The organism is Pseudoflavonifractor sp. HCP28S3_F10 (genome assembly GCF_052065415.1).
Classification (GTDB): domain Bacteria; phylum Bacillota; class Clostridia; order Oscillospirales; family Oscillospiraceae; genus Pseudoflavonifractor_A.
Genome location: NZ_JBQHUB010000002.1, coordinates 89,856 through 116,334 on the forward strand (window position 1 = coordinate 89,856; position 26,479 = coordinate 116,334).

The following is a 26,479-nucleotide window of genomic DNA, read 5'->3' on the forward strand; positions in this document are numbered from 1 at the left end:
AGCTCATACCTCGTCTTCCGCCTTCTCGTAGACGTCATACTCATCCCAGATCTGCTCCAGCGCGCTGAAGGTCTGGGACAGGTCGCTGTTTTTCCGCCGGCCCACGGCCACGATCAGGGCGTTGACCAGGCTCAGCGGGGCCACCAGCGAGTCCACGAAGGAGGCCATGTCACTCTTGGCCATCAGGGTGTGGGTGGCCATGGCGGTGAGGGGGGACGCCTCGCTGTCAGTGATAGCCACCACCTGGGCCCCCCGGTCCCTGGCAAAGTGCATGGCCTTCACGGTGCGGCTGGAATAGCGGGGGAAGCTGATGCCGATGACCACGTCCTGAGGGCCCACCCGCAGGAGCTGCTCAAAGACCTCGCTCACCGACGTGCTGTGGACCATCACCACGTTCTCGAAGATCAGATTGAAGTAGAAGCCCAGAAAACTGGAAAGGGCGGCGGCTGAACGCACCCCCAGGATATAAATCTTCCGGGCGCCCACGATGGCGTCCACCGCCCGGCCGAAGCTCTCCCGGTCCACCTCTTCCAGCGTCATACGGATCTTCTCCACGTCGGACTGCATCACCATGGACAGGATATCCTGGTTTCCGATGCGGTCGTTGGAGACCTCGATGCGCTGTATGGAGGTGAGCTTGTTGCGGATCATCTCCTGCAGGGCCTTCTGCATGGCGGGATAGCCGTCATAGCCCAGTTCTGCGGCAAAACGGACCACGGTGGACTCGCTTACATTCACCGTTTTGCCCAGCTTGCTGGCGGTCATAAAGGCGGCCTTGTCATAGGATTCCAAAATAAAACGGGCGATCAGCTTCTGGCCCTTTGAGAAGGTATTCATATTGGCCTGTATCACAGACAGGATATCTTTCGGCATGCGGGAACATCCTCCTGGTCACTTGCCCATAGGGCATTTTTCATTCCATATCATCATAGCGGGATTGGAGGAAAAATGCAAGCCCTGATTGCAGGAATTGCGTGATACCCAGCTCCGCCGGGATCAGTCCCGGTACAGTGAGCGGATCTCGTCCTCCGTCAGCGGACGCCAGCGGCCCGGCTTCAGGCCGCCCAGCTCCACGGTACCCTCCCGCACACGGCACAGGCGGCGCACACGGAGACCGGCCAGGGCACACATCCGCCGCACCTGCCGGTTGCGTCCCTCGTGAATGATGACGGACAGCAGGCTCTCTCCGCCATCCCGCCCCAGCAGCTCCACCCGGGCGGGATGGAGCGCCACACCGTCCAGCTCCATGGGTCCCCGCAGGATCGGGATCGCCCGGTCGGCATCCCCGGTGACAAGGACGTGGTACTCCTTTTCCACCTCATGACTGGGGTGGATCAGGCGGTTGGTCAGCTCTCCGTCGTCGGTGAGCAGCAGAAGGCCCTCCGAGTCCAGGTCCAGACGGCCCACCGGCCATACCCTGGTCCCGCAGTCCCGGACCAACTGGGCCACCGTGGGGCGTCCCTTCTCATCGGAGAGGGTGGTCACATACCCGCGGGGCTTGTGGAGCATGAGATAGGTACGCTTTTCCGTCCGGCGCAGGGGCTTCCCGTCCACCTCGATCCGGTCCCGCTCCGGGTCGGCCCGGTCGCCCAGGCGGGCAAGCCGGCCGTTCACCCGCACCCGGCCGGCCTCTATGTACGCCTCGGCCGTCCGGCGGGAGGCCACCCCCGCCGCGGACAGGATCTTTTGCAGCCGTTCTTCCAAACGCAAGTCCCTCCTGTTCTCGGTGCGCAAGCAGGAGACCGGTCGGAACAGGCCGGTCTCCTTGGTCGGTTCTTTCAAATTCTCTCCTGCGGGAGCAAAAGCGCCCACATTGCAGATGCGCAGGCCGCCTCCCCGCCGCCCAGCAACCGGGAGAGCAGTCCCCCGCCCCGGGCCCGGTCGTCGGCAGCGCTCCTGCTGTAGACCAGGTAGGTCTCCCCCACCGTCTCGCCGTCCACCGAGAACCGGAGCTGCCCGGCAATGGCGCCCCGCTCCACCGGGGCCTCCGCCCGTTCCGGCAGGATGACCTCTACCTTCACCCGTTCCTGGGCCGTCAGCGGGTAGCGGACGTCGGAATAGACCTCCACCGGGATAAAGCGATTGAGACTCCCCTCCAGCGGCAGCATACGGAATTCCTTCCCCGCCCGGGCCAGCAGAGTACTGGGATAGGTTTCAAAGCCGTAATCCAGCAGGGCGGCATGGTCATTCCAGTCGTCCCGGTCAAAGAGGGTCACAGCGATGAGCCGCTGCCCGTCCCGTTGGGCACAGGACACCAGAGTCCGCCCGGCCTTTTCGGTATAGCCGGTCTTCATGCCGATGCAGCCCTCATACCGCCAGAGCAGCTTGTTGTGGTTGACCAGGGTCCGGCCAGCCACGGTGATGCTCTTGGTAGACATGATCTCCACCAGTTCCTCATGCTCCAGCACCGCCCGGGCCAGCGCCGCCATATCCCGGGCGGTGGAGTAGTTGTCCTCATCCTGCAGTCCGTTGGGATTGGAGAAATGGGTGTGTTCCATCCCCAAATCCGCGGCCCGCCGGTTCATCCACCCCACGAAGGTCTCCACGTCCCCGGCGCAGCCGCCGGCGATGGCCACCGCCGCATCGTTGCCCGAGGAGAGCATCAGGCCGCAGAGCAGCTCCCGCAGGGTCAGCTGCTCCCCCGCCTTCAGATACATGGAGGAACCCTCTATACCGGTCCACTCCCGGCGGATGGTAAAAACGGCGTCCAGCTCGGGGGTGGATTCCACCGCCACCAGGGCGGTCATCAGCTTGGTGGTACTGGCGATGGGTCTCTCTTCCCCGGCGTTGTGGGCATAGAGCACCCGGCCCGAATCCGCGTCCACCAGAATGGCCGACTGGGCGGATATGGCGGGACCCGCGGCCAGAGCGGGCGCCGTCCCGGTCAGCAGGAGCAGGGACAACAGCGTTCCCCAGACGCGTTTCATACCTCATCACCTCAGACAAACGGATGGTGAGAGTATGTCCCATGTTCCGGCGGATTATAATCAAAGAAGTTCAAAAGGAACAAACGCGCCCATTGAAACATGATTTGTTATGTTTCAGCTTCTGTGGTGATACTACAGCTTATCTCAGAAAGACCCGGTCTCCTCCGCCTTTTTGGCCTTCTGCTGGTCGATAAATCCGGTGACCTTGTCCACCAGCTCAGGCACCATCTCCACCACCCGGTCCACGGTATTGCCTGCCGGCGGGTCCACCGGCAGCAGGCGGACCGAGTCTCCCTTGACGATGAGAAAAGACATGGGCGTGATCTTCACGCTGGCCCCGCCTCCGCCGCCGAAGGCATTCCCGGCGTCCGGCTTCTGCTGTTTGGTGGCGAAATCGCTGCCGCCGGTGGCAAAGCCCACGCTCACCTTGGACACCGGGATAATGGTGATGCCCTGGGTTTCGATGGGCGTGCCGATGACGGTGTTCACGTCCACCATCTCGCGGATCTTCTGCATAGTCGTGCTCATCAGGTCGCCGATGGGGTGCTTATTTTCCATTGTTTACCGCCTCTTTCTGTTTGGATGCCGTTTTTGCCTTCTGTTCCTTCCGCCAGGCCAGAAAGATCCGGAGAAAGGATATTCCCAGCCAGAATACAAACGCCAGGAGCTGCCCCAGCGTGTAGGAGAGGGCGGCGTTGAGATAGATCACCGGCTTCTCCAGTTCAAAATCCACCGCCGTGCGGATGCGGCGGTCCCTCAGATCAAAATTCTGCTCCAGAAACGGGATGAGTATACCAAGGACCGCGTTGGCCCGGCCATAGGCGTCCACCGCGTCGGCCGGGTCGTCGTTCCCCGCCGTCAGATCCAGATACAGCCGGTCGATGCGCAGCTTCCGCTTCAGCCGCCCGGCGGCCTCGCCCACCAGGGGCAGGCAGTCCAGCACCAGGGATACCGCGCCTCCGGGTTTGGTCCCGGCGGGTTTCTCCTTGGCGTCCTTCTTTTTCCCATCCTCTTTTTTGGGCTTTTTCGGTTTGTCCCGCTTTTTCTTCGGCTTGCGGGGAAAGACGCGAAATCGCAGTCCTCCCACCCGGACCCAGGCAGAAAAGCCGGCGGCGGAATACTCCGCCGTGCCGCCCAGGCGCAGCCGGGACAGCAGGAACAGGATCAGCAGGATCAGCGCCGGGATCATCCAGCCCCTCACGGCGCCACCCCCTCCTGCTCCTCCCGGAGCCGGGCCAGCCGGGACTCCATCTCCAGGCTGATCTGTCCGTCCTCCGGCGAGATATTGGGCAGCTCGGGCAATTCATCCAGGCTGCTCAAGCCAAAAGAGCGCAGGAAGGTCTGGGTGGTGCGGTACTGGATGGGACGGCCGGGCACCGCCAGGCGCCCGCACTCCTCGATCAGGTCCCGGTCCACCAGCAGCCCCACAGTGTAGGAGCTGTCCACTCCCCGGATCTGGTCGATATAGGCCCGGGTGATGGGCTGAAAATAGGCCACCACGGCCAGCACCTCCAGCGCCGTCTGGGACAGCTTGGCGGGGCGCCGGCTCTCCAGCGCCTTACGGATCACCTCCGCGTGCTCCGGTGCAGAGCACAGCTGGTAGCTGCTGCCCAGGCGCACCAGCCGGATGCCCCGGCGCTCGTACCGGCAGCGGTCGGACAGCCGCTGGCAGATGGCGTCCACCGTGGCCCGGTCGCTGTCCAGAGCCAGACACAGCCGCTCCACTCCCACCGGCTCCCCGGCGGCGAACAGGATGCCCTCAATGGCGGCTTCGGTCTCTTTCAACTCCATGGGCTTTTCCTCCTCTCGGCCGGCTCTACGCCTGGAATTCGCTTTCAAACGGCGGCACTCCGGATTCCCCGTCGATGCACGTCACGGTACACTCCGCCTCCGTTCCGGCCAGACGGAGCCGGTGGGCCTTGCACAGCTCCAGCACGGCAATGAAAGTGGCCACGATCTCGGACCGGCTCTTGTTGCCCCGGAACAGGGAGCGGAACCGGGTCACGCCGGAGCGGAGCAGCCGGGTGAGGATCTCGGCGGCCTTGTCGGCCACCGGATAGGGCTCCCGGCCCACGATGCCCTCGAAGGCGGCCATGGGCGGGGGCAGCTTGCGGTCGCTGCGCTCCAGCACCGCCATCACAGCCTTATAGAGCTCGCCCGGCTGATGGGAATAGCGGTATGTCCGGTCGGCGGGCAGCTGCTCCGGCGGCTTGGTCAGATAGTCCCGGCCCACGCTGTAGCATCGGTCCAGCTCGGGGACCACCGCCTTGAGACGGGCGTAATTCTCGTGCCGCTGGTGCTCCTCCAGCGAGGCGATAAGCTCCTCCATCTCCGAGAGCGCTTCCTCGTCCCGGATGGAGAGCAGCATCCGGGTCTTGATAAAGACCAGCTGGGCCGCCATGGCAACGAACTCACTGGCTACCTCCAGATCCATCTGCTTGCGCTGCTCCATCCAGGCCAGATACTGATCCAGGATGAGGGAGATCTGGATGTCCTTGATCTCCATTTTATTTTTGCTCAGCAGGTGGAGGATCAGATCCAGCGGGCCGTTAAAGTCCTCCATGCCCTCGGCCCGGACGTGGACCACCTTTTCCAGGTGATAGATGGGTGTTTCCATGTCTCCCGCTCCTATAATCAAAGAAGTTCAAAAGGAGTAAATACTCCGTTTGAACCGCACAGCGGTTTTCGCCGCGCGGGGCCGCTTTGCAGCCTTGCTTTGGATTTCATCGTCCGGAAGTCGCGTCATACGCGCCGGCAGGCAGCGCCCGCCGATGGAACAATAACTTGTTATTGTCCAATCTCTGCGACTATAATCCCAACAGCCCGGCCGCCAGGTCAAAAGGCAGTCCGGACAGGCGGTAGAGCCCTTCGAAGACCCAGCCGCGGACAGCACTCAGCGGGCCGTCGAACACGCCGGACCACAGCAGAACCATCAGCAAAAGCATGCCATAGCGCTCATAGCGCAATATGGTGTAGTACACACGGTCGGGCAGGATGCCCTCCAGGATCTTGGAGCCGTCCAGCGGCGGGATGGGGATCAGGTTGAATACGCCCAGGCCGATACTGAGCAGGGCCGTCAGCACGAGAAAATTCATCCACCAGTAGAGAGGTCCGCTGTCGGACCGGTAGGCCAGCGGCAGCAGTACATGGTAGACCAGCAGGGCAGCGTAGGCCAGCACGAAATTGGACGCGGGGCCGGCCAGAGCCGTGATAGCCATGCCGCTCTTGGGATGGCGGAAATAGCGCATGTCCACCGGTACCGGTTTGGCCCAGCCGAAGCCCGCGATCAGCATCATCAGCGCGCCGAAGGGGTCGATGTGCCGCAGCGGATTGAGGGAGAGCCGGTGCATCCGTTTGGCGGTAGGATCCCCCAGGGCGTAGGCTGCCAGGCCGTGGCAGGTCTCATGCACCGTCAGGCACAGCAGTACCGCCGCCGCCTGAGTCAGCAGCCAGAGCAGTCCCTCCCAGTCCAGATGATGAAAAAAGTCAGCAAACGCGTTCAAATCCCGGTCCTCCCGCAGTCTCTGCTCCGCTTCGCCGTGCGGGCGGAGCAGAACAGATCCGAATTGAAATAATTATAACAAATTCCCAACAAAAACACAAGGAGAAGGGCGGGTGTGTCCTTTTCCCTCCTGCGGACAAAAGCGGCCGTTGATCCTGTTCTTTCTTGCATGATGCGCTCTGCCGCGCTATACTCGGGGCAGGGCAGCATTCAAGCGCACAGAACGGAGTGAGGAGTTTTATGACAGCGGAAGAAATGTGGTCGCTTTACGCCCGCGAACAAAAGATCGACGATTCCTACGAGGCGTGGGCCTTCTGCGGCGGCGGCGAAGCGGGAGACAGACTGGCGCGGCTGGCACTGAGCGGCACAAAAACCGCCACCTCCAGTCCGCTGATTGCCTATCAGACTGAGGGTATCGCACCGCCGGAGGAGGGCTGCTACAGCGTGGTCCTGTATGATGACGGCCAGGCCGCCTGTGTCATCCGTACTGACCGGGTCTCCATCGTGCCATTTCTCCAGGTATCGGAACGGCATGCCTGGCTGGAGGGCGAAGGCGACCGCAGCCTGGCCTACTGGCGCACAGTCCACCGGGAGGCCTTTGAGCCTGATTATAAAAATGCCGGGCTGGATTTTGATGAAAACGGCCTGTGCGTACTGGAGGAATTTCAGGTCGTATTTCCGTAGTACCGTGTCCCATGCCGGAAAAAGGCCGCCTCCTCGGTCCGGCGGTGTCTGTAAAACAGTATTGAGTACGTCCGAAGAAACCTATACTTCTTCAGACGTTTCTCTGTGCGGATGGTAGACTTTTTTAGATTTTTTGAATATACTGTATTCAATAAACGGGCGGGATAAGCAAGAATTTGTAAGTTGACCTGTTGGAAGATAAGGGAGCGGGAAATGTGAAAAAGAAATGTTGTACACTTGTTATTATCCTATGCTTGGTAGTATGTATAGTCAATTGGCTGGGTATTGGATATAGACCAAGCAGTTCTGCCGTTTTAGATTTAAAGGCTGAGTTAGAAGCTCTGTACGGTGAAGAATATACAGGAAAAGAAGTGGAAACTGGAGCAGAAGATATGGTGTTTGTTGTAAAACCTAAGACATTTTTCTTTACGAATTGGAATCTGCGAAACGCTTTATGTAAAGATTACGAATATGAGTGTAGGGTTATCTTTACAAACTATATTGAAGGTGAAAAGATTAAGGTTCGAACTATTACATATCAAGGCTTTGACCCTATGGGAATGGAACACGCCGAGGATAGAGCGCATTTGAATATAGCCAGCAAGGTTGAGACGGAAGAGTTAAGATGATAAACGAAAGATTGATTCCAATTTATTGGGCTGTCAAAAATTCCTTTAGGAACGAAACGGCGCACTTTTATACTCTCCTGTCGAGAGCATCGTGCTTTCTGGGCCGCTTCATTCGACCTCAGCAGAAGAAAAGTACTTGCCCGGGAATGTTGTGTCACTTCGTTCCGTCAAGGTGACTACACCCCCTTGCGCTGCTAAAGCGGCTATCCCCTGTGGACTTACCGTCCACAAACGGTTTTGACAAACCGTTTATCACCAGCAAGTTTGAAGATTGGACACAAACAAATCCTCCGTATGATTTGAACCATACGGAGGATTCATTGTTTTACAGATGCTGCCTCATGAGGCGGCCTTTTCATTTACAGGTCAGATGCTCAGACGATATGGCTGCGGAGCACGCCCACGTCCTGGATCTCCACCTCCACGGTGTCTCCGGGGACCATGGGACCGATGCCGGCAGGGGTGCCGGTTGCCACTACGTCGCCGGGCTCCAGGGTCATGGAAGCGGTGATAAAGGAAATGAGCTCAGGCACACCGTGCATCAGGCGGGAGGTGCGGGAGCTCTGGACCACCTGGCCGTTGAGCCGGGTCTGGATGGCCAGGTCGGCGCCGTCGGTCTCGTCGGTGACCACCGGGCCCACGGGGGCGAAGCCGTCCATGCTCTTGCCCCGGGTCCATTGGCCGTCCCCCTTCTGCACGTCCCGGGCGGTAACGTCGTTGAGACAGGTGAAGCCCAGGATATAATCTGCAAAGTCTTCCGGCTTTACATCCTTTGCCCGGCGCTTGATGACCACTGCCAGCTCGCCTTCGTAGTCCAGACGGCTCACAAAGCCGGGGGCGTGGACCTCTCCCTCGGGATGGTTGATGGTATTGGCCGCCTTGAGGAAGAGGATGGGCTTCTCCGGGACGCCCTCCCCCATCTCCATGGCGTGATCGTAGTAGTTTTTGCCCACGCAGACGATCTTGGCCGTGGGCGCACAGGGGGCCAGCAGGGTGCACTCCCCCAGGGACAGGCTCCCCCCGTCATAACAGATGCCCTCATAGGGCGGAGCGGTCAGGGTACGCACCGTATCCCCCTGGAGCACGCCCCACACAGGCCGCTCCTCCCGCAGGATGCAAACGTATTTCATATCTCTCTCCTACTGTTCAAAGATGATATCGGCCAGCTGCTGCCGTCCGTCGCCCTTCTCTGCTGAGAAGGGGATCACCTTTACATCCTCTGTCAGCTCTAAGGTCTCGCGGATGCGGGCCATGTTGGGCTCAATCTCGCTCTTCTTCAGCTTGTCCAGCTTGTTGGCCACCACCACATAGGGGCGGCCGCTGCGCTTGAAGCACTCTGCCATGGTACAGTCATCGGCGGTGGGCTTGTGCCGTGCATCCACGATAAGCACCCCCAGAGTCATCAGAGCGGGGTCTGCGAACCAGCTCTCGATGAGCCGGCCCCATCGGGCCTTTTCAGCCTGGGACACCTTGGCGTAGCCATAGCCGGGCAGGTCCACCAGGTACAGCTTCCGGTCAATGAGGAAGTAGTTGATGTGGGTAGTCTTGCCGGGGGCAGCGCCCACCCGGGCAAAGTTTTTCCGGTTGAGCAGCTTGTTGATCACCGAGGACTTGCCCACGTTGGAGCGTCCCGCGAACACCACCTGAGGAAGGGTGTCTCTGGGAAAATCCTCCGGCCGGGCGGCAGAACGGATGAATTCGGCGTTATTGAGGTTCAGCGGCATACAGGTCGCTCCTTTCTTCAGTGCGCCGGGGCTCTCCTACTGCTGGATGGAGATACCGCCCCCGGGCGCGCTCCGGTCCGCCGGGACCTCCGCCCCGCCGGTCTCGGGCAGGGTCAACTCCAGTCCCAGCGCGTGGGCCAGCACCGTGTCCACCTGCTCCACAGGGATGAAGTGCAAGGCGGCGCGGACGGTCTGGTCGATCTCCGCCAGGTCCTTCTCGTTGTCGGCGGGCAGGATGACGGTCTTGATGCCGTTGCGCAGGGCGGCCATGGTCTTTTCCTTCAGGCCGCCGATGGGCAGCACACGGCCCCGCAGGGTAACCTCGCCTGTCATGGCCAGCTCACGGCGGACCGGGGCGCCGGTGAGGGCGGACACCATGGCTGTGGTGATGGCGATGCCGGCAGAGGGGCCATCCTTGGGCACAGCCCCTTCCGGGAAGTGGACGTGGATGTCCTTCTTCTGGTAGAAATCGGGCTGGATACCCAGCCGGTCGGCCCGGCTGCGGATATAGGAGTAAGCCGCGTGGGCGCTTTCCTTCATCACGTCGCCCAGGTTGCCGGTGAGTTCCAGCTTGCCGCTGCCCGGCACCACGTTGACCTCCACCTCCAGAATCTCGCCGCCCACGCTGGTCCAGGCCAGGCCGTTGACCACGCCCACCTGCTCGGTGAGGGGCATCCGCTCCGGATGGTAGCGGCGGACACCCAGAAAGTCCTCCAGGTCATCACCTGTAATGCTGACAGACTTTACACTATTGGATACGACACGCATGGCCGCCTTGCGGCAGACCGCCGCCAGCTCACGCTCCAGCACGCGAACGCCGGACTCCTTGGTATAGCCGGTGATGATCTCCCGGATGGCGCCGTCGGTGAGCTTGAGCTGGCTCTTCTTCAGACCGTGCCGCCGCAGCTCCTTGGGAAGCAGGTGGCGCTTGGCGATCTGCAGCTTCTCCTCATCGGTGTAGCTGGAGAGCTCGATGACCTCCATCCGGTCCAGCAGGGGCCGGGGGATGGTATCGGTGGTATTGGCGGTGGTGATAAAGAGCACGTCGGACAGGTCAAAGGGCAGCTCCAGGAAGTGGTCCCGGAAGGTACTGTTCTGTTCTCCGTCCAGCACCTCCAGCAGCGCCGAGGAGGGGTCTCCCCGGTGGTCGCTGCCCAGCTTGTCGATCTCGTCCAGCAGCAGCAGCGGATTGGAGGAGCCGGCCTGCCGGATGCCGGCGATGATGCGGCCGGGCATGGCGCCGATATAGGTCTTGCGGTGGCCCCGGATGTCAGCCTCGTCATGGACGCCGCCCAGGGAGATACGGGCCAGTTTCCGGTGGAGGGCCCTGGCCACCGACATGGCGATAGAGGTCTTGCCCACGCCGGGAGGGCCAACCAGGCAGATGACCTGCCCTTTCAGGTCGGGCGAGAGCTGCTTGACGGCCAGGAACTCCAGGATACGCTCCTTCACCTTCTCCAGCCCGAAATGATCGGCGTCCAGGATCTTGCGGGCGGCCGCCACGTCCAGACGCTCCCTGGTCTTTTTGTCCCAGGGCAGCTCCAGGCACACGTCCAGATAGTTGCGGATGACCGTGGCCTCGGCAGAGCCGAAGGGCTGCTTCTCCAGCCGCCCCACCTCTTTCAGCAGCTTTTTGGAGACCTCCTCAGGCAGCTTGGTATTCTGGATGGTCCGTCGGTACTCAGCGATCTCGCTCTCGGCGTTCTCCTCGCCCTCTCCCAGCTCCTGCTGGATGACCTTGAGCTGCTCCCGCAGGTAGTAGTCCCGCTGGTTGCGGTTCAGGCCCTCCCGGACCCGGTTCTGCATGTCCAGCTCCAGCTCCAGCACCTCGATCTCGTGCCGCAGCTGCTGGCACAGCCGTTCCAGCCGGCGGACCGGCCGCAGCTCCTCCAGGACGGCCTGCTTATCCCCTGCCCGCATGACGATGTTCTGGGCGATGTAGTCGGCGATATAGCCGGGGTCCTCGCTGGAGATGAGGTTCAGGAAGATGTCCGGCGTCAGCTTGGGCGCCAGCTCCACATAGTGCTCAAAAAGCTCATAGGTCTGACGGATCAGGGCCTCGGTCCGGGCGGACTTCCGCCCCGTTTCTTCCGGGACGATCTCCTCCACCTCGGCCATCAGGCAGGGCGTGAGCTGGGTGAGGCGGTGCAGGCGGCCTCTGGACAGGCCCTCCACCATGACCCGGATATTGTTGCCGGGCAGGCGCAGGATCTGCCGCACATTGCAGATAGTGCCGATGCGGTACAGGTCCTTCTCCTTGGGGGCCTCCACCGTGATGTCCCGCTGGGTGTCCAGAAAAATGGGCTGCCCGCTGGTCATGGACTGGTCCAGGGCCTTGACCGAGATATCCCGGCTCACATCGAAGTGCATCAGCATACTGGGGAAGATGGTCATCCCCCGCAGGGCCAGCGCCGGCATGGTGGTGGTGGCGATCTCTTGTTCTTGGTCTTTCATGGTATTCACTTCCCCTCCGGAAAGTCAGGATATGCGGAATGGGGCGAGGAGAACTCCCCCGCCCCATACTCATTTAAGATGCGTTGCCGCGGAGCGGGGCTCCCCCCTGCTCCGACCGGAGCGCGGCGCTCCCCAGCCGGGGCCGCTCGGTCCGGTCGGGATCGTGCTCGATAACGGGCGGCACACGGTCCCGCACGCTCTCGTCGGTGATGGTCACTTTGGAGATGGTGGGATCGGAAGGCACGTCGTACATGACCTGGGTCATGACCTCCTCCAGCACGGCACGCAGGCCGCGGGCACCAATACCCCGCTCGATGGCCTTGTCGGCCGCGGCCTCCAGCGCCTCGGGCTGGAACTCCAGGTCCACCATATCGTACTCCAGCAGCTTCTGGTACTGGCGGACCAGGGCGTTCTTGGGCTCGGTCAGGATACGCACCAGCTGCTCCTTGTTCAGGGCCTGAAGGGCGGTGATCACCGGCAGGCGGCCCACCAGCTCGGGGATGATGCCGAACTTCAGCAGGTCGTGGGGCTGGATCTCCTTGAAGAGCGCGGAGGTATCCCGCTCCTTCCTGCTCTCGATCTGGGCACCGAAGCCGATGCTCTTCTTATCCAGGCGCTTTTCGATGATCTTCTCGATACCGTCGAAGGCGCCGCCGCAGATGAAGAGGATGTTCTTGGTGTTGATCTGGATGAACTCCTGATGGGGATGCTTGCGCCCGCCCTGGGGCGGCACGTTGGCCACGGTGCCCTCCAGGATCTTCAGCAGGGCCTGCTGCACACCCTCACCCGACACGTCCCGGGTGATGGAGGTGTTCTCGCTCTTCCGGGCGATCTTGTCGATCTCATCCACGTAGATGATGCCCCGTTCCGCCAGCTCGATGTCGTAGTCGGCTGCCTGGACCAGACGCAGGAGGATATTTTCCACGTCGTCGCCTACGTAGCCGGCCTCGGTGAGGGTGGTGGCGTCAGCGATGGCAAAGGGCACCTTCAGGATACGGGCCAGGGTCTGGGCGAAGAGGGTCTTGCCGCAGCCGGTGGGGCCGATGAGCAGGATATTGCTCTTCTGGAGCTCCACATCCTCCCCACCGCCGAAGTAGATGCGCTTGTAGTGGTTGTAGACCGCCACTGACAGAGCCACTTTGGCGGCCTCCTGGCCGATGATATACTGGTCCAGTACCTCACGGATCTCCCGGGGCGTGGGGATCACATCGGGAATATCCAGGTCGTTCTGGGGCTCCTCAGGGTCATAGGCGTCATCCAGGATGCTCATGCACAGGTGGACGCACTCGTTGCAGATATAGGCCCCGGGTCCGGCGATGATGCGGGCCACCTGCTCCTGGTGCTTGCCGCAGAAGGAGCAGCGGACCGACTTGTGTTCGTCATTTTTTGGCATGTTTCGATACCTCAGTCACAGGCGTTCACGCGCCCGATTCGGAATGCGGAAAGAGGAGCGGGCGTAATCAGCTCCCGCTCCCCCGCTTGTCTCCTTACCGCTTGTAGATGACCTTGTCCACCAGGCCGTAGGCCATGGCCTCCTCGGCGGACATGAAGTTGTCCCGCTCACAGTCGGCGGTGACGACCTCCAGAGGCTTTCCGGTATTCTCGGCCAGAATGTGGTTCATCCGTTTTTTGATGATCTCCAGCCGCTTCAGATGGATCGCCATATCGGTAATCTGGCCCTGGGTACCGGCAGAGGGCTGATGGATCATGATCTCCGCGTTGGGCAGCGCCAGACGCTTACCCTTAGTGCCGGAGGAGAGCAGGAACGCGCCCATGCTGGCGGCCATGCCGATGCAGATGGTGGACACGTCGCACTTCACGTACTGCATGGTGTCATAGATGGCCATGCCGTCGGTGACCGAACCGCCGGGGCTGTTGATGTAAAACTGGATGTCCTTGTCGGGATCCTGGGCCTCCAGGTAGAGCATCTGGGCCACGACCAAGCTGGCAGTGGTGGCATTGACCTCCTCCCCCAGGAAGATGATCCGGTCATTCAGCAGACGGGAAAAAATGTCATAGGAGCGCTCGCCGCGGTTGGTCTGCTCCACTACATAGGGAACTAAGCTCATGTCTTGGTACTCCTTTTCGTTGAAGTCGGGCGCGCCCGACCATCCTTCTCCCCGGCCGGCGGGCACTCACACACCAGAGTATACCCGCCCGCGGGAGGAATATACCAATTTCAGGAATTACTCCTCGGTCTTTTCCTCGGTCTTTTCCTCGGTCTTTTCCTCGGCCTTCTCGGCGGCCTTCTTGGTGGTCTTGCGGGTGCGCTTGGGCTTCTCCTCGGCGCTCTTGCCCACCTTGGCGCTGTCAAAGACGGTGTTGGCGGCCTTCTCGCGGGCCAGGTCCTTCTTCAGATCCTCGATGTTCAGGGCGGACTTGACCTGCTCCTCGGTCATTCCGTACTGCTCGGCCAGGCGCTTGATGGCGGCGTCCACATCCTCGTCGGAGATCTCGATCTTCTCGGCCTCCACGATGGCGCCCAGAGCCAGGTCGCTCTGTACCTGATGGAGGGCCTGCTCCTTGGCCTGCTCCTTCATCTGCTCCATGGTCATGCCCATCATGGCCAGGTACTGCTCGAAGGGCATACCCTGGCTGGTCACCCGCTGGGCATAGTTGTTGACCAGCTTGTCAGCCTCGTAGTCCACCATGGCGTCGGGGATCTCCACCTCCATGTTCTCCACGACCTGCTGGATGAGGGCGTTCTTGAACATGTTCTCGGCGGAGGTCTCCTTGCGCGCCTTCACCTTGTCGGCCAGATCCTTCTTGAAGGCCTCCAGAGTGTCGAACTCGGACACGTCCTTGGCAAACTCGTCGTCCAGAGCAGGGACCTGCTTCTCCTGGACCTCGTGGACCTTGACCTTGAACACCGCGGGGGCGCCGGCCAGATCCTTGGCGCCGTAGTCCTCGGGGAAGGTGACGTTGACGTCCTTCTCCTCGCCGGCCTTCATGCCGGCCACCTGGTCCTCAAAGCCGGGGATGAAGGAGCCGGAGCCCAGCTCCAGGCTGTACTTCTCGGCCTTGCCGCCCTCGAAGGGCACGCCGTCCTTGAAGCCCTCGAAGTCGATGACGGCGGTGTCGCCGTTCTTGGCCTCACGCTCCACGGTCACCATACGGGTGGCACGGGCGATGTAGGGCTTGAGCTCGTTATCCACGTCCTCGTCGGAAACGGAGACCTCGTCCTTCTCAGCGGTCAGGCCCTTGTACTCACCCAGCTTGACCTCGGGGCGGACGGTGACCTTGGCCAGGAAGGTGAAGCCGTCCTTGCCGACCTCCTTGATCTCCACGTCGGGCCAGGCCACCACGTCCAGCTTCTCCTGGTCCACGGCAGTGGCATAGGCCTCGGGGTAGATCTCGTTGATAGCGTCCTCATAGAACACGGCGGAGCCGTACATGCCCTCGATGATCTTGCGGGGGGCCTTGCCCTTGCGGAAGCCGGGCACGCTGATCTTGCCGCGCTGCTTCCTGTAGACCTTCTCGATGGCGCTCTCGAACTCGTCGTGACCGACCTCGATCACCAGCTCGACGATGCTGTGTTCTTTCTTTTCAACGCTCTTGACATTCATGTTGTTACTTCCTCCTATCGGTCCCGCCCGCGCCCAAAGCCGGGCCGGCGGCTGCCTCGTTGCATTATCTGTCTGATTGTATCAGAAAAACAAATGGATTTCCATACTTTTTCAAAAATTTTTCCGCCGTCCCCGCGATTCTCACGGATGGATGAGCAGAGGGCGGAACTGGAGATAGTCCGCCGCCACCAGATGGAACTCGGTGGCGCCGTATTTCCCCTCGATGGCCAGACGGTGGCTCCCGCCGTGGAGATGACCGTAAAAGCACTGCTTCACGCCGTACTTCTCCAGCAGGGCCAGGATCTCCGGGCAATTGTAGCCCTGGTAGCAGGGCGGATAGTGGAGGAAGCACAGCTTCTCCCGCTCCCCCGCCGCCTTCAGGGAGGCCTCCAGCCGGATGAGCTCCCGCCGGAACACCTTTTCGTTGTGTCCCCCCACGTCCTCCTCATAGAACCAGCCACGGGTGCCGCACAGGGCCGTGTCCCCGTAGAGATGGCAGTTATTGTGGAGGATATGCAGGCTGGAGAAGCCACGCTCGGCCCAGAAGCGTTCCATTTTGGAGACCGTGTTCCACCAGTAGTCGTGATTGCCCTTGAGGATCAGCTTGCGGCCGGGGATGGCCTCCAGGAAGGCGAAATCCCGCTCCGCCTGCTCCAGGCTCATGCCCCAGGAGATATCGCCGCACAGCACGATGGTGTCCTCCTCCCGGAGGACGCTCAGGCCCTCCCGGAGCTTGTCCATATAGCCCTCCCAGGCGCCGCCGAACACGTCCATGGGCTTATCGACGGTCAGGGACAGATGGGGGTCTCCCAAGGCGTACAGCGCCACACAAACACCACCTTAACGAACTTATTTCAGGAACTCCAGCACGGTCCGTGTCATATCCTCCTTCTCCACCACCTGATCGAAGCGGACGCTGCGGTCCTTCAAGGCGGCGAGAGAGGCAGGGGCCTGGATGCCGGTGACCTCGGTGAGCTGGTCGATGACGGCGGTACCGGAGGCGATCTCCTTCACGCCCAGCGCGTCCAGCACGTCGGCGCAGAACTTGAAGGGGCTGGCGGTGGAGACCACGATGGCGGGGGTGTCATCCCCGGTCTCCTTCCGGTACTCCTCCAGCACATGGAAGGCCACGGCGCTGTGGGGATCGGCCAGATAATGGCCGGAGGACCACAGCTTCCGGATGGTCTCCTTGGTCTGGACGTCGTCGCAGCAGCCGGCGGCGAAATATTTTTGGAACTTGGCCTTGATGCTGTCGCTGACCTCATAGCTGCCCTGGGCGGAGAGCTGCTCCATGTAGCTTCTGACCTCGGCGTCATTGCGCTCGGAGAACTCGAAGAGCATCCGCTCCAGGTTGGAGGAGATCAGAATGTCCATGGAGGGCGAGATGGTATTGTAGAACGCCCGGTTCCGGTCGTACACGCCGGTACGGATAAAGTCGGTGAGAACGTTGTTCTGGTTGGAGGCGCAGATCAGCTTCCCCAGAGGCACGCCCATCTCCTTGGCGTAGTAGGCGGCCAGGATGTCGCCGAAATTGCCGGTGGGGACGCAGACGTTGACCTTGTCTCCCTTCCGGATCTTCTCCTCCCGCATCAGGTCGCAGTAGGCCGACACGTAGTAGACGATCTGGGGCAGCACCCGGCCCCAGTTGATGGAGTTGGCGGAGGAGAAGAAGTAGCCCCGCTCGGCCAGGGTCTCCCGCAGTTCCCCGTCGGAGAAGAGCCGCTTGACGCCGGTCTGGGCGTCGTCAAAATTGCCCACCACGGCGCACACGCCCACGTTGTCGCCCTCCTGGGTGAGCATCTGGAGCTGCTGAATATCGGACACGCCGTCCTTGGGATAGAACACCAGGATACGGGTGCGGTCCACGTCCCGGAAGCCCTCCAGCGCGGCCTTTCCCGTATCGCCGGAGGTGGCCACCAGGATGCAGGCCGTCTTGCTCTCGGCGTTTTTGGCCAGGGAGCCGGTGAGCAGGTGGGGCAGCATCTGCAGCGCCATATCCTTGAAGGCGCAGGTGGGACCGTGCCACAGCTCCAGGCTGTAGGTGTTCCCGTTCACCTGACGGACGGGGGCCACCTCTTTGGCGTCGAACTTGCCATCGCCGTAGGCCCGCTTGGCGTAGGCCGTCAGCTCAGAGGCGGTGAAATCGTCCAGATAGGAATTCATCACATACACCGCCCGCTGCTGGTAGGACATGTCCCGCATGGTGTCCAGGGCGTTCTGGGACAGCTTGGGGAACACCTCGGGCGTGAACAGGCCGCCGTCCCGCGCCAGTCCCTGGGCGATGGCCTCGGCCGCCAGCTTTTTGGTGCTCTTGTCTCGCGTGCTTACATAGTACATACTTCGTTCACAACCCTCGTCATATTATCGAAGAAGATGGCATGGACCAGCTCCTCGCTGTAGTTGCGCTGGAGCATCCGGTCGTAGATCTTCCCAATGTCCTGGATGCCGTCGATCCCGTCGGGCATCTCGTCATAGCAGCCGTCCAGGTCGCCGCCCATACACACGTTCTTTTCGCCGCCCAGGGAGAGGAAGTGCTCCATATGGGCGATGACGGTATCCACGGTGGTGGGCTCTCCCAGGAAGGTCCGGTACATGTTGATGCCGGCCACGCCGTTGTGCCGGACGATCTCCCGGAACATGTCGTCAGTCAGGTTCCGGACATGGCCGCACAGGGCCCGGGAGCAGGAGTGGCTGGCCATGAAGGGGCCCTCCACCAGCTCCGCCACGTCCCAGAAGCCGGGGTCGGACATGTGGGACACATCCACCAGCATGTGCAGGTCGGTCATCTTCCGCACAAATGCCTTACCCTCGGCGGTGAGGCCCTTGCCGGCCTCGTCCTCAGTGGTGCCGCACAGGATGTTGGCGGCGTTCCACACCGGGTTGATGGCCCGCACGCCCATCTCCCAGGCCTCCTGCAGTCCGTCCAGCGTACAGTCGATGAGATCGGCGCCCTCGATGGACAGGAAGGCCGCCCGCTTGCCCGCGGCGAAGGCCGCCTGGGCCTCGGCACCGGTGCGGCACTGGACGATACGGTCCCGGTTCAGCTCCATCTCCCGCTGGAAGATGGCGTATTCCGAGCGGAACACGTCCCGGCGGGTGACGCCGGGCTTGAGCACCTCATCGGCGAAGAGGGCGAAAAACTGCCCCCACTTTCCGATGTACTCCGCCCGCGTCAGGTCCTGGTTCCCGAAATTCTCCCGGATGCCGTATCCGTAGCGGTAGCACCGGGTCATGGTATCGCAGTGTCCGTCAAACAGATCCATCCAAAACGCCTCCTCTTTCCCGCGGCCGCGCCGCGTCAAAACGCATTCTCAATATATGTAATAGCAGGTGATCTGGTCTCAAGCCCCTGGGGGGCATAGATCTCCGCCACATCGAACCGGGGCTGCTTTTCGGTGGGGTGCCCGGCCAGATAGAGTTCCGCCGTGATCCGCAGACGCTGCTGCTTGTGCCGGTCCACCGCCTCCCGCCCTGCGGAAAAAGAATCTCCCCGGCGCAGCTTGACCTCCACGAACATCAGATAGTCCCGGTTCTCCGCGATGAGGTCGATCTCCCCATATCGGGTGCGGTAGCCGGCAGCCACGATAGTGCAGCCCCTCCCCCGCAGGTACTCCGCCGCCAGGGCCTCGCCCCACCGTCCGGTGAGGGCGCTCCGTCCCGCCCCGCTCACAGGTTCTTCAAAAAGCTCCGGCGGTGGATGGGGCTGGGCCCGTACCGCCGCAGCAGCTCGTAGTGCAGTTTGGTGCCGTAGCCCTTATGGCGGGCAAACTCGTACTGGGGATACTCCTCCGCCGCCCGCTCCATGTACCGGTCCCGGCTCACCTTGGCCAGGATGGACGCGGCGGCGATGCTGGCGCTGCGGCTGTCCCCCTTGACCACCGTCTGATGTGGGGTGGTGATGGCGGCGCTTTTCCCCCTGTCCCGGTTCCCGTCAATGAGTGCGAAGTCGGGCCGGATGTTCAGCCCGTCGATGGCCAGCTGCATGGCCTTCATCCGGGCGCTGAGGATGTCGGTGCGGTCGATCTCCTCCGCGTCCACCCACGCCACCGCCCAGGCCGCGGCCCGCTCCCGGATAAGGTCGAAGAGAACGTACCGCTTTTTGGGGCTCACCTGCTTGGAGTCGTTGAGGCCGGGGAGGTCCACACCCATGGGCAGTATCACGGCGGCGGCGTACACCGGCCCGGCCAGGGGCCCGGCCCCCGCCTCGTCGCAGCCGCAGACCACGCCTGCCCCCTGCTCCGCCAGGGAGCGTTCCAGCTCCCACAGATCAGGCTTCTCCATCCGGTGATTCCTCCCTCCGCTCCAGGTCGCCGGGGGTCTCCAGCGTGAAGCGGCCCAGCTTGCCGCCCCGGTACTCGTCCAGCAATATTTTGGCCATGCGCTCGGTGTCCGGCTCGCCGCCGGAGATGAGGAAGCCCCGCTTGCGGGCGGCCCGCTCCAGCAGCTCCCACCCCTGGGCGGCGGGGTCGGCCTCGATCTTATAGCGCCCCAGCGCCTGGGGATAGCGGCGGTTGAGCAGGTCCATGAAGTGGCAGGCCAGGGTCTCCACGTCCATGATCTCGTCCTTCACCGCGCCGGTAAAGGCCAGATTCAGGCCGATGGACTGATCCTCGAATTTGGGCCACAGGATGCCCGGCGTGTCCAGCAGGTCCAGCGACGCGTCCACCGACACCCACTGCTTGCCCCGGGTGACGCCGGGCCGGTCCCCCGCCTTGGCGGACTTCTTTTTGGCCACCTGGTTGATAAAGGTGGACTTGCCCACGTTGGGCACCCCCACGATCATAGCCCGGATGGGGCGGCCCACCTGGCCCTTGGCCTTCCACTGCTCCAGCTTATCCTTCAGGGCAGACCGGGCGGCGGCGGAAAACTGGCTGACGCCTTTGCCATCCTTTGCGTTGGTCTCCAGGACCGTGCAGCCCTGGGCGCGGAACCAGCTCCCCCACTCCTGATTCATGGCGGGGTCGGCCTGGTCGGCCCGGTTGAGCACGATGATCCGGGGCTTGGCGCCCACCAGATCGTCAATGTCCGGATTGCGGCTGGAGATGGGGATACGGGCGTCCACTACCTCGGCCACCAGGTCCACATATTTCAAATTCTCCGCGATCATACGGCGCGTCTTGGTCATATGTCCCGGATACCACTGTATATAAATAGCCGTCAGCCCCTTTGCTTCTGCGTGATCCGTTCACAGATTCTATCATTATACACAATATGTTGCGAGAAAAAAAGACCTTTCTCCCGTCTTTGGTGATGAAATGCAAAAAAGAGAGGCCGAAGCCTCTCTTTTTTGTGGATGGGATCAGATGCGCTCCTTGACCTTGGCGCTCTTGCCCACGCGGTCGCGCAGGTAGTAGAGCTTGGCACGGCGGACCTTGCCGTGACGGACCAGCTCGATCTTCTCGACGGAAGGAGCGTGGATGGGGAACACCTTCTCCACGCCGACACCGTAAGAGATGCGGCGGACGGTGATGGTCTCCTCGATGCCGCCATGCTTCTTGGCGATGACGGTGCCCTCGAACACCTGGATACGCTCGCGGTTGCCTTCCTTGACCTTGATGTGGACACGGACGGTATCACCGATGGCGGCGACGGGGGGCTCGGCCTTCAGGTTCTTCTCGTTAAACGCCTTCAACAGATCCATGGATAGTTTCCTCCTAATTATAGGTGTTCTTACCGCCCTTTCCATGCCGGCCTCTCTTTGGACCGGCGGCGGCAGAGGACCACCCTTTCTTCAGACTGAAATAGTTTAGCATACCCCCCGCCTGATTGCAAGGATAATTTCCAGAAAAATCTCTCTTTTTTGCCGCTGCGAGGGCGTTCACCGTCAGCCAGGCCCCGGTGAGCAAAAGGGTGGGATTGGCGGTGAGGCACATCAGCCACACGCCCGCTGCCATCAAAGTCAGGGAGAGCACAGCGGAGAGCGCGGCGGAGAGCCGCTCTCCCCACTCCCACCGGTCCAGAAGGGCGGCGAGCGAGCGCCCTCCGTCCAGCGGGCCCACGGGCAGCAGATTGAACAGGGCCAGGCTGAGATTGAGTCCCGCGAACAGCCAGGCCCCCTCCCCCCACCAGGGAGCCAGCCGGGCGGACAGGAATGCCAGCCCTCCATTGACGGCGGGACCGGCCAGGGCCACGGCGGCCCGGGCCCAACGCCCCGCTGGAGCGCCTCCTGCCAGGCGCAGCTCCGCCCCCACGCAGGTGAGGCGCAGAGCCGCTATCCTGCCGCCGCAGGCCAGCACGGCCAGACAATGCCCCATCTCGTGGAGGGCGCAGGCCAGCCCCGCCCAGAGGATGAGTCCGTCGGTATCCATATAAAGGAGGAAGGCCGCCAGCAACAGAAAGCCCCCGCTGACCTCCACCCTTCTCCAGCGCAGCGCCATGGCGGCGGGATCACTGGGTCTGGATATAGTAGACCGGGTTGAGACGCACCCCGTCCCGCTTGATCTCAAAATGCAGATGAGGACCGGTGGCGTTCCCCGTGGCTCCGGATACGGCCACCTGCTCCCCCGCCTTCACTGTCTGTCCCTGCTGGACCAGCAGTTCACCGCAGTGGGCGTAAAAACTGGTCACCCCGCCGGCATGGCGCAGCTGAAGGTAGAGTCCATATACCTGGCTCTCCCCGATGTAATCCACAGTCCCGTCGGCAAAGGCCAGCACCGGCGTTCCGGTATTGACGGCCAGATCCACCCCGCAGTGGAACTTCTCACCGCCGTCCACCGGGTGCTCTCGCCAGCCGTAGGCGGAGGACACCCACCCCAGAGCCGGGGTGACGGTCTCCCCCACATCCAGCCGGTACTTGTCCATGGTGGTATTGTCGGGCAGTGCCGGGCCGGAATAGGCCATGACCGTCACTTCGGGTTCTTCCGGTTCTGCCGGAGATGGTTCCGAACGCGCGAAAGTGTCCGCAAAGGGGGACGGAGAGGGCGCAGCGGCTGCGGCGCCGCTCAGAGCCAGGCAGCGGGCAGCGTCCGGACCCCCGGAGCCCAGCCGCTCCGCCTCACGGAAATAGAGCGCCCCCGGCAGTGTGGGACCGACTTCCTTCATGGCGGTACCTTCCGCGAATACCCCGTTCCACAGGACGGCCAGCGTCTCCGCGGCAGACTCGCCCCGGGAGATGGCCCGGCCCATATCGGCAAAGGTGGCCGTAAAATCGGTGTCAGCATGGAGGATCTGCTGCAGCTCGCTCCGAAGGCTCTCCATCTGGTTGGGAAATACCCCCTTGCCCACCAGTGTCACAGCGAAGATCGCTACGCACACCGCCAGCTGCAGCAGACGCCGCCGCTCCCTGGGCGCCAGGGTCACGGCGCGGTGTTTTTTCCTGCTCCGTCTGGACGGGGCGCTCCGTGTCTGCCGCCGCTGCGCCCACTCCTGATAGGTCATGCTCTCCATATAAGACGGCCCCCTTCTTCCACATCCGATCTGTATTATGTCTATGCGGATAGGGCAAGCCCTATGCCTTCATTCCCGGCGTTTTTTCTGTGAAAAGACAGCACACGGAAAAAGGGACCGGCAGGGCCAGATCGCCCTGCCGGTCCCTTTTTTTGTCTCAGTGTGCGCCGTCCCCGCCACTCCGGCCATGCCAGACCTTCAGACTTGGCCCGCTGGTGCCGCTGACGATGGGCTTTGCGGGCTCCTTTCCGTGCTTTGCCTTTCCCTGGAGCTCCGGGACGGGCGGAGCATCATTTCTGGGCTTTGTGTGCGTCCAGTCCGGCCTTGCCATTCCCTTTTTGGGCATCGTATCACCTCAAAAAGTAGTCTGCCCCATGGCCGGGAGAATATCCGGCTCAGCCAATGAACATCTGGGTCCAATAGTGTCCGGCAGCCACGTAGCCCACGCCGATCTGGGTGTAAGAGGCGTTGAGGATGTTGGCGCGGTGTCCGCTGGAGTTCATCCAGGCGTTCACCACGGCCTGAGGCGTCCGCTGTCCGTACGCGATGTTTTCACCCGCCGTACGGAACGAGAGTCCAAAGGCTTTTATCATCTGGAACGGACTTCCGTAGGTAGGGCTGGTATGGGAGAAATAGCGGTTGTCCACCATGTCCTGGGACTTGTAGCGGGCCACACGGGAGAGCTCCCAGTGCTCTGTCAGCGGCTTGAGACCGTTTTGGACCCGGATCTCATTTACCAGCCGGATGACCTCCCGCTCGAAGGAGACCACAGTGGGATCCAGCTGGGGGATGGTAAGTACCTGCCCCGGGTAGATCAGATCGGGATCAGGGATCTGAGGGTTGGCGTCAATGATCTCACGTGTTCCCACCTGGTATCTCACTGCCAGCTTCCACATGGTGTCGCCCGCCGCCACTGTGTGGGTGACGCCGGCCGCAGACGCAGGGAGCGTGCACGCAAGCACCAGAAACAGCGCGGTACAAAGAGAAATCAATTTTTTCACACAGGACCTCCTGACTGAAGTACATGCGGCCCCCCACAGGCGCGGGGGCCGCCGGATAAAACGGTAACTGCCTCGCGAAGCCAGAAGAATTGTAACCGATTTGTAACCATTTTTCAAAGGTAAATCATTCCGCTTCCCAAAAATGGAGCCGTTCACGACCTGTTTCTCAAACTTTCTTGCCTTTTTTGCTCTTTTGTGGTAGTCTATTAGGAAACACGGAGCATCGGGGAGAGCTTTTATGAACATTCACGAATCTGCAGAAGATTATCTGGAGGCCATTTTGATCCTGAAAGAACGTCTTGGCCTTGTCCGCTCCATCGACATCGTGCACGAGCGGGGCTACAGCAAGCCCAGCGTCAGCATTGCCATGAAGCGGCTGAGAGAAAACGGATATATCGAGATGGACCCGGCGGGCTATATCACACTGCTGCCTCCCGGCGAGGCCATTGCCCAGCGCATCTACGAGCGCCACCGCCTGCTCACCCGGTTCCTGGTCCAGCTGGGCGTCAGCGAGGATGTGGCGGCGGCCGATGCCTGCAAGATGGAGCACGACCTGAGCGACGAGACCTTTGAAAAGATCATCCAGCACGCGATGGGGAAACAGGACCGGACCCAGCGAAATTCTGATCCGGACTGAAATAAACGCACAGATGCTTCGCATCTGTGCGTTTATTTTTCTCCCGATACATCCTCTCGGCCGTGACGCCTGCGGTCAGCAGATCAGCGTGAGCATCATTTTGGACCGGGTCTCGGCTTTCACCGCATGGGGGGCTCCCACCGGCATGACAATGGCCTCTCCCGCCGAGACGGTATACGCTTCATCATAGATGGTGATCCGGGCGGTCCCCTCCAGGATAAAAGCCATGGCGTCCCCCGGGGCCGCATGGGTGTTGATCCCCTCCCCCGCGTCAAACGCGAACAGCGTGACGCCTGAATACGGGCGCTGGGCCAGCGTCTTGCTGACCACCTTGCCCGGCTCATACTCCACCTGGTCCTTCAGGGCCACCGGGACAGCTCTCTCCATGTTTTTGATCAGAACTTCCATCATGTTGTCCTCCTCAGTCATTCGATGTGGTCTGCAGCAGCTCGAAGGCTTCCGTCTCCAGCCGGCAGGTTGTGTCCGCTTCGTCTTTATTTTCGTTTCAGATCCCCCGTGGCGGGGTTATCCAGCAACGCTCCGTCCCCGGAAAACCGCGAGCCATGACAGGGACAATCCCACGAGCGTTCCTGCGGATTCCATTTCAGCGCGCAGCCCATATGGGGGCAGCGGGGCGCGGAAGGCGTGAGCAGGTTTACGGCAGCTTCCGCCGCGTTGACTGCCAGCTGAGGCCGCAGCATTGTCCGGGACGGAGAGAATACAGCGGCCCAGGGATTCTCTTTTCCCTGGATAAGATCGCTCAGGAGCATGGCCGCCGCCATGGAGGATGTCATCCCCCATTTATTGAAGCCTGTGGCCACATAGAGGCCGGGCGTATGCTTACCATAGCGTCCGATATAAGGAACACCGTCCAGAGTCATGCAGTCCTGGGTGGCCCAGCGGCAGACCTCCCGGGCATCTGGGTAATGCTCCCGGGCAAAATCCTCCGGCGCCCCCCAGCCTCTTCCCCGCTTTCCGGTGCGGTGGGCCCCGCCGCCCAGGAGCAGAAGAGGGCCATAGTTCCGAAAGGAAAGGCCGTCGTCTGCCTCGTCCACATACATCCCGTCCAGCTCCTGCGCGCCCTCCAGGGCGAGCACATAGGAGCGGTGCTGATAGAGCTTCAAAAAATAGCCGCCGTGCTTGTTGATGATGGGAAAATGCGTGGCGATCACGATAGCCTGAGCCCTGATCCTGCCATAGTCGGTGCGCACGGTGTTCCCCGCAAAGGAGCGGGCCGCCGTGTGCTCCCGGATGTTGAGTCCCCGGGCCAGACCGGCGGCAAATTTCAGGGGATGGAACTGGGCCTGATCCTCAAACCGGATACCCCCGGCTGTGGGAATGGGCAGCGGCAGCCTGTCCCTGTATTGAGCGCGGGCGCCGATGCGCTCCAGCGCGCGCATCTCACGCTCCAGCTTGCCGGCCTGATCGGTGGAGTATACAAAGGCGTCCTTTGTCTCAAAATCGCAGGGGATGGTCCCGGCCAGCTGCCGGTACCGCTCCAGCGCCGCCTCATTGGCCCGCCAGTACATGCCGGCCGCTTCCACGTCGAATTCCCGGATGAGCTTATCGTAGATCAGGCCGTGCTGGGACGTGAGCTTTGCCGTGGTATTCCGGGAGATTCCGGAACATATGGTATCTGCCTCGATGAGAAGGCAGTCAATGTTGGCCTGCGCCATGGCATACGCGCACAGAAGCCCCGCCATTCCCCCGCCTATGATCAGCACATCGGTCGTTGTGTCATGCTCCAGGTGCGGAAAGGCCGGCAGCGCCGCCGCATCCGCCCATACAGAATCAATCATGTCTATCACCACTTTTAGTATGCGCAGACATGGACTGATTATCGCACACGCATGAGGCATTTTCCGGCGATGCCCGGCCGGTCGTCACAAAAGGCATGGCAGATCCACGCTGTCGCCGCGTATTCTCCAAAAGGGCACTGGACGTTTCGTACTCTGACCGGCTCAAACGC

At 61.7% G+C, this 26,479-nt stretch carries 29 protein-coding genes; 3 read left to right on the forward strand and 26 right to left on the reverse strand.

What is annotated here, in order from left to right; translation table 11 throughout:
* Nucleotides 1-3: 3 nt before the first annotated feature.
* From ACTNBZ_RS01990 to ACTNBZ_RS02025, 8 genes are all read right to left on the reverse strand, one after another.
* A complete protein-coding gene (locus tag ACTNBZ_RS01990; RefSeq protein WP_441207970.1) occupies nt 4-873 on the reverse strand; it encodes a MurR/RpiR family transcriptional regulator in 870 nt (289 codons plus the stop codon).
* A 123-nt stretch (nt 874-996) separates the two neighbouring features.
* Complete coding sequence (locus ACTNBZ_RS01995) at nt 997-1,704, reverse strand: pseudouridine synthase (protein WP_441207971.1); 708 nt, start codon at nt 1,702-1,704, stop codon at nt 997-999.
* A gap of 74 nt (nt 1,705-1,778) precedes the next feature.
* A complete protein-coding gene (locus ACTNBZ_RS02000) occupies nt 1,779-2,927 on the reverse strand; it encodes a D-alanyl-D-alanine carboxypeptidase family protein (protein ID WP_441207972.1) in 1,149 nt (382 codons plus the stop codon).
* 144 nt (nt 2,928-3,071) lie between these two features.
* Nucleotides 3,072-3,485 carry a GerW family sporulation protein gene (gene ytfJ, locus ACTNBZ_RS02005; protein WP_441207973.1) on the reverse strand — a complete coding sequence of 138 codons (414 nt, stop codon included), beginning with the start codon at nt 3,483-3,485 and terminating at the stop codon, nt 3,072-3,074.
* On the reverse strand, nt 3,475-4,128 hold the full coding sequence (locus ACTNBZ_RS02010; protein WP_441207974.1) for a DUF2953 domain-containing protein: 654 nt from the start codon (nt 4,126-4,128) through the stop codon (nt 3,475-3,477). The genes ytfJ and ACTNBZ_RS02010 overlap by 11 nt, the downstream gene beginning before the upstream one ends.
* The gene (scpB, locus tag ACTNBZ_RS02015) at nt 4,125-4,718 is read right to left on the reverse strand and encodes an SMC-Scp complex subunit ScpB (protein ID WP_441207975.1); all 594 of its coding nucleotides are present in this window, start codon (nt 4,716-4,718) and stop codon (nt 4,125-4,127) included. Before scpB ends, ACTNBZ_RS02010 begins: the two co-directional genes overlap by 4 nt.
* Nucleotides 4,719-4,743: 25 nt before the next feature.
* Nucleotides 4,744-5,544: a segregation and condensation protein A gene (locus ACTNBZ_RS02020; RefSeq protein WP_441207976.1), complete on the reverse strand. Its 801-nt coding sequence runs from the start codon at nt 5,542-5,544 to the stop codon at nt 4,744-4,746.
* Between the two features lie 190 nt (nt 5,545-5,734).
* Nucleotides 5,735-6,430, reverse strand: a complete 696-nt coding sequence (locus tag ACTNBZ_RS02025; protein ID WP_441207977.1) for a site-2 protease family protein — start codon at nt 6,428-6,430, stop codon at nt 5,735-5,737.
* A 239-nt stretch (nt 6,431-6,669) separates the two neighbouring features.
* On the opposite strand from ACTNBZ_RS02025, the gene ACTNBZ_RS02030 reads away from it, so the two are divergent.
* Together ACTNBZ_RS02030 and ACTNBZ_RS02035 are read left to right on the forward strand one after the other, a co-directional pair.
* Nucleotides 6,670-7,113, forward strand: a complete 444-nt coding sequence (locus ACTNBZ_RS02030) for an ASCH domain-containing protein (RefSeq protein WP_441207978.1) — start codon at nt 6,670-6,672, stop codon at nt 7,111-7,113.
* 215 nt (nt 7,114-7,328) lie between these two features.
* A complete protein-coding gene (locus ACTNBZ_RS02035) occupies nt 7,329-7,742 on the forward strand; it encodes a hypothetical protein (protein WP_441207979.1) in 414 nt (137 codons plus the stop codon).
* Between the two features lie 374 nt (nt 7,743-8,116).
* On the opposite strand, the gene ACTNBZ_RS02040 is transcribed toward ACTNBZ_RS02035, so the two are convergent.
* The 16 genes from ACTNBZ_RS02040 to safA all read right to left on the reverse strand — a co-directional run bounded on the left by ACTNBZ_RS02040 (nt 8,117) and on the right by safA (nt 23,873).
* On the reverse strand, nt 8,117-8,872 hold the full coding sequence (locus ACTNBZ_RS02040) for a fumarylacetoacetate hydrolase family protein (protein ID WP_441207980.1): 756 nt from the start codon (nt 8,870-8,872) through the stop codon (nt 8,117-8,119).
* A 9-nt stretch (nt 8,873-8,881) separates the two neighbouring features.
* Nucleotides 8,882-9,466, reverse strand: a complete 585-nt coding sequence (gene yihA / locus ACTNBZ_RS02045) for a ribosome biogenesis GTP-binding protein YihA/YsxC (RefSeq protein ID WP_441207981.1) — start codon at nt 9,464-9,466, stop codon at nt 8,882-8,884.
* 36 nt (nt 9,467-9,502) lie between these two features.
* A complete protein-coding gene (lon, locus tag ACTNBZ_RS02050; RefSeq protein ID WP_441207982.1) occupies nt 9,503-11,920 on the reverse strand; it encodes an endopeptidase La in 2,418 nt (805 codons plus the stop codon).
* A 73-nt stretch (nt 11,921-11,993) separates the two neighbouring features.
* Nucleotides 11,994-13,313: an ATP-dependent Clp protease ATP-binding subunit ClpX gene (gene clpX / locus ACTNBZ_RS02055; protein WP_441207983.1), complete on the reverse strand. Its 1,320-nt coding sequence runs from the start codon at nt 13,311-13,313 to the stop codon at nt 11,994-11,996.
* 94 nt (nt 13,314-13,407) lie between these two features.
* On the reverse strand, nt 13,408-14,055 hold the full coding sequence (gene clpP / locus ACTNBZ_RS02060) for an ATP-dependent Clp endopeptidase proteolytic subunit ClpP (RefSeq protein ID WP_441207984.1): 648 nt from the start codon (nt 14,053-14,055) through the stop codon (nt 13,408-13,410).
* A gap of 51 nt (nt 14,056-14,106) precedes the next feature.
* A complete protein-coding gene (gene tig / locus ACTNBZ_RS02065; protein WP_441207985.1) occupies nt 14,107-15,486 on the reverse strand; it encodes a trigger factor in 1,380 nt (459 codons plus the stop codon).
* Between the two features lie 141 nt (nt 15,487-15,627).
* A complete protein-coding gene (locus ACTNBZ_RS02070) occupies nt 15,628-16,314 on the reverse strand; it encodes a metallophosphoesterase (RefSeq protein WP_441207986.1) in 687 nt (228 codons plus the stop codon).
* A gap of 21 nt (nt 16,315-16,335) precedes the next feature.
* Nucleotides 16,336-17,823 carry a threonine synthase gene (gene thrC, locus ACTNBZ_RS02075; protein WP_441207987.1) on the reverse strand — a complete coding sequence of 496 codons (1,488 nt, stop codon included), beginning with the start codon at nt 17,821-17,823 and terminating at the stop codon, nt 16,336-16,338.
* Nucleotides 17,811-18,749, reverse strand: coding sequence for a dipeptidase (locus ACTNBZ_RS02080; RefSeq protein ID WP_441207988.1), 939 nt, complete (start codon nt 18,747-18,749; stop codon nt 17,811-17,813). Before ACTNBZ_RS02080 ends, thrC begins: the two co-directional genes overlap by 13 nt.
* Before the next feature lie 35 nt (nt 18,750-18,784).
* A complete protein-coding gene (locus tag ACTNBZ_RS02085) occupies nt 18,785-19,156 on the reverse strand; it encodes a YraN family protein (RefSeq protein WP_441207989.1) in 372 nt (123 codons plus the stop codon).
* The gene (locus tag ACTNBZ_RS02090; RefSeq protein WP_441207990.1) at nt 19,153-19,767 is read right to left on the reverse strand and encodes a ribonuclease HII; all 615 of its coding nucleotides are present in this window, start codon (nt 19,765-19,767) and stop codon (nt 19,153-19,155) included. The genes ACTNBZ_RS02085 and ACTNBZ_RS02090 overlap by 4 nt, the downstream gene beginning before the upstream one ends.
* On the reverse strand, nt 19,754-20,638 hold the full coding sequence (ylqF, locus tag ACTNBZ_RS02095; RefSeq protein WP_441208055.1) for a ribosome biogenesis GTPase YlqF: 885 nt from the start codon (nt 20,636-20,638) through the stop codon (nt 19,754-19,756). Before ylqF ends, ACTNBZ_RS02090 begins: the two co-directional genes overlap by 14 nt.
* A 147-nt stretch (nt 20,639-20,785) precedes the next feature.
* Nucleotides 20,786-21,127, reverse strand: coding sequence for a 50S ribosomal protein L19 (gene rplS, locus ACTNBZ_RS02100; protein ID WP_441207991.1), 342 nt, complete (start codon nt 21,125-21,127; stop codon nt 20,786-20,788).
* Between the two features lie 13 nt (nt 21,128-21,140).
* On the reverse strand, nt 21,141-21,863 hold the full coding sequence (locus ACTNBZ_RS02105) for a site-2 protease family protein (RefSeq protein WP_441207992.1): 723 nt from the start codon (nt 21,861-21,863) through the stop codon (nt 21,141-21,143).
* A 10-nt stretch (nt 21,864-21,873) separates the two neighbouring features.
* On the reverse strand, nt 21,874-22,872 hold the full coding sequence (locus ACTNBZ_RS02110; RefSeq protein ID WP_441207993.1) for a M23 family metallopeptidase: 999 nt from the start codon (nt 22,870-22,872) through the stop codon (nt 21,874-21,876).
* 395 nt (nt 22,873-23,267) lie between these two features.
* Nucleotides 23,268-23,873: a SafA/ExsA family spore coat assembly protein gene (safA, locus tag ACTNBZ_RS02115; RefSeq protein ID WP_441207994.1), complete on the reverse strand. Its 606-nt coding sequence runs from the start codon at nt 23,871-23,873 to the stop codon at nt 23,268-23,270.
* 238 nt (nt 23,874-24,111) lie between these two features.
* Between safA and ACTNBZ_RS02120 the strand changes: the two genes are divergently transcribed.
* A complete protein-coding gene (locus tag ACTNBZ_RS02120; protein WP_441207995.1) occupies nt 24,112-24,510 on the forward strand; it encodes a metal-dependent transcriptional regulator in 399 nt (132 codons plus the stop codon).
* 75 nt (nt 24,511-24,585) lie between these two features.
* Here ACTNBZ_RS02120 and ACTNBZ_RS02125 read toward each other — a convergent pair whose 3' ends face one another.
* Together ACTNBZ_RS02125 and ACTNBZ_RS02130 are read right to left on the reverse strand one after the other, a co-directional pair.
* Nucleotides 24,586-24,918: a cupin domain-containing protein gene (locus ACTNBZ_RS02125; protein ID WP_441207996.1), complete on the reverse strand. Its 333-nt coding sequence runs from the start codon at nt 24,916-24,918 to the stop codon at nt 24,586-24,588.
* Between the two features lie 86 nt (nt 24,919-25,004).
* Entirely contained in the window at nt 25,005-26,309 is a 1,305-nt protein-coding gene (locus tag ACTNBZ_RS02130) for an FAD-dependent oxidoreductase (RefSeq protein WP_441207997.1), read from the reverse strand.
* Nucleotides 26,310-26,479: the final 170 nt, after the last annotated feature.

Excerpts from the sequence above, each read along its gene's own strand:
- ACTNBZ_RS01990 (WP_441207970.1), bottom strand. The coding sequence starts at position 873 with ATGCCGAAAGATATCCTGTCTGTGATACAGGCCAATATGAATACCTTC.
- ACTNBZ_RS02000 (WP_441207972.1), bottom strand. The coding sequence starts at position 2,927 with ATGAAACGCGTCTGGGGAACGCTGTTGTCCCTGCTCCTGCTGACCGGG.
- ytfJ (WP_441207973.1), bottom strand. The coding sequence starts at position 3,485 with ATGGAAAATAAGCACCCCATCGGCGACCTGATGAGCACGACTATGCAG.
- scpB (WP_441207975.1), bottom strand. The coding sequence starts at position 4,718 with ATGGAGTTGAAAGAGACCGAAGCCGCCATTGAGGGCATCCTGTTCGCC.
- ACTNBZ_RS02020 (WP_441207976.1), bottom strand. The coding sequence starts at position 5,544 with ATGGAAACACCCATCTATCACCTGGAAAAGGTGGTCCACGTCCGGGCC.
- ACTNBZ_RS02030 (WP_441207978.1), top strand. The coding sequence starts at position 6,670 with ATGACAGCGGAAGAAATGTGGTCGCTTTACGCCCGCGAACAAAAGATC.
- ACTNBZ_RS02040 (WP_441207980.1), bottom strand. The coding sequence starts at position 8,872 with ATGAAATACGTTTGCATCCTGCGGGAGGAGCGGCCTGTGTGGGGCGTG.
- yihA (WP_441207981.1), bottom strand. The coding sequence starts at position 9,466 with ATGCCGCTGAACCTCAATAACGCCGAATTCATCCGTTCTGCCGCCCGG.
- lon (WP_441207982.1), bottom strand. The coding sequence starts at position 11,920 with ATGAAAGACCAAGAACAAGAGATCGCCACCACCACCATGCCGGCGCTG.
- clpX (WP_441207983.1), bottom strand. The coding sequence starts at position 13,313 with ATGCCAAAAAATGACGAACACAAGTCGGTCCGCTGCTCCTTCTGCGGC.
- tig (WP_441207985.1), bottom strand. The coding sequence starts at position 15,486 with ATGAATGTCAAGAGCGTTGAAAAGAAAGAACACAGCATCGTCGAGCTG.
- thrC (WP_441207987.1), bottom strand. The coding sequence starts at position 17,823 with ATGTACTATGTAAGCACGCGAGACAAGAGCACCAAAAAGCTGGCGGCC.
- ACTNBZ_RS02080 (WP_441207988.1), bottom strand. The coding sequence starts at position 18,749 with ATGGATCTGTTTGACGGACACTGCGATACCATGACCCGGTGCTACCGC.
- ACTNBZ_RS02090 (WP_441207990.1), bottom strand. The coding sequence starts at position 19,767 with ATGGAGAAGCCTGATCTGTGGGAGCTGGAACGCTCCCTGGCGGAGCAG.
- rplS (WP_441207991.1), bottom strand. The coding sequence starts at position 21,127 with ATGGATCTGTTGAAGGCGTTTAACGAGAAGAACCTGAAGGCCGAGCCC.
- ACTNBZ_RS02105 (WP_441207992.1), bottom strand. The coding sequence starts at position 21,863 with ATGGCGCTGCGCTGGAGAAGGGTGGAGGTCAGCGGGGGCTTTCTGTTG.
- ACTNBZ_RS02110 (WP_441207993.1), bottom strand. The coding sequence starts at position 22,872 with ATGGAGAGCATGACCTATCAGGAGTGGGCGCAGCGGCGGCAGACACGG.
- ACTNBZ_RS02120 (WP_441207995.1), top strand. The coding sequence starts at position 24,112 with ATGAACATTCACGAATCTGCAGAAGATTATCTGGAGGCCATTTTGATC.
- ACTNBZ_RS02125 (WP_441207996.1), bottom strand. The coding sequence starts at position 24,918 with ATGGAAGTTCTGATCAAAAACATGGAGAGAGCTGTCCCGGTGGCCCTG.
- ACTNBZ_RS02130 (WP_441207997.1), bottom strand. The coding sequence starts at position 26,309 with ATGATTGATTCTGTATGGGCGGATGCGGCGGCGCTGCCGGCCTTTCCG.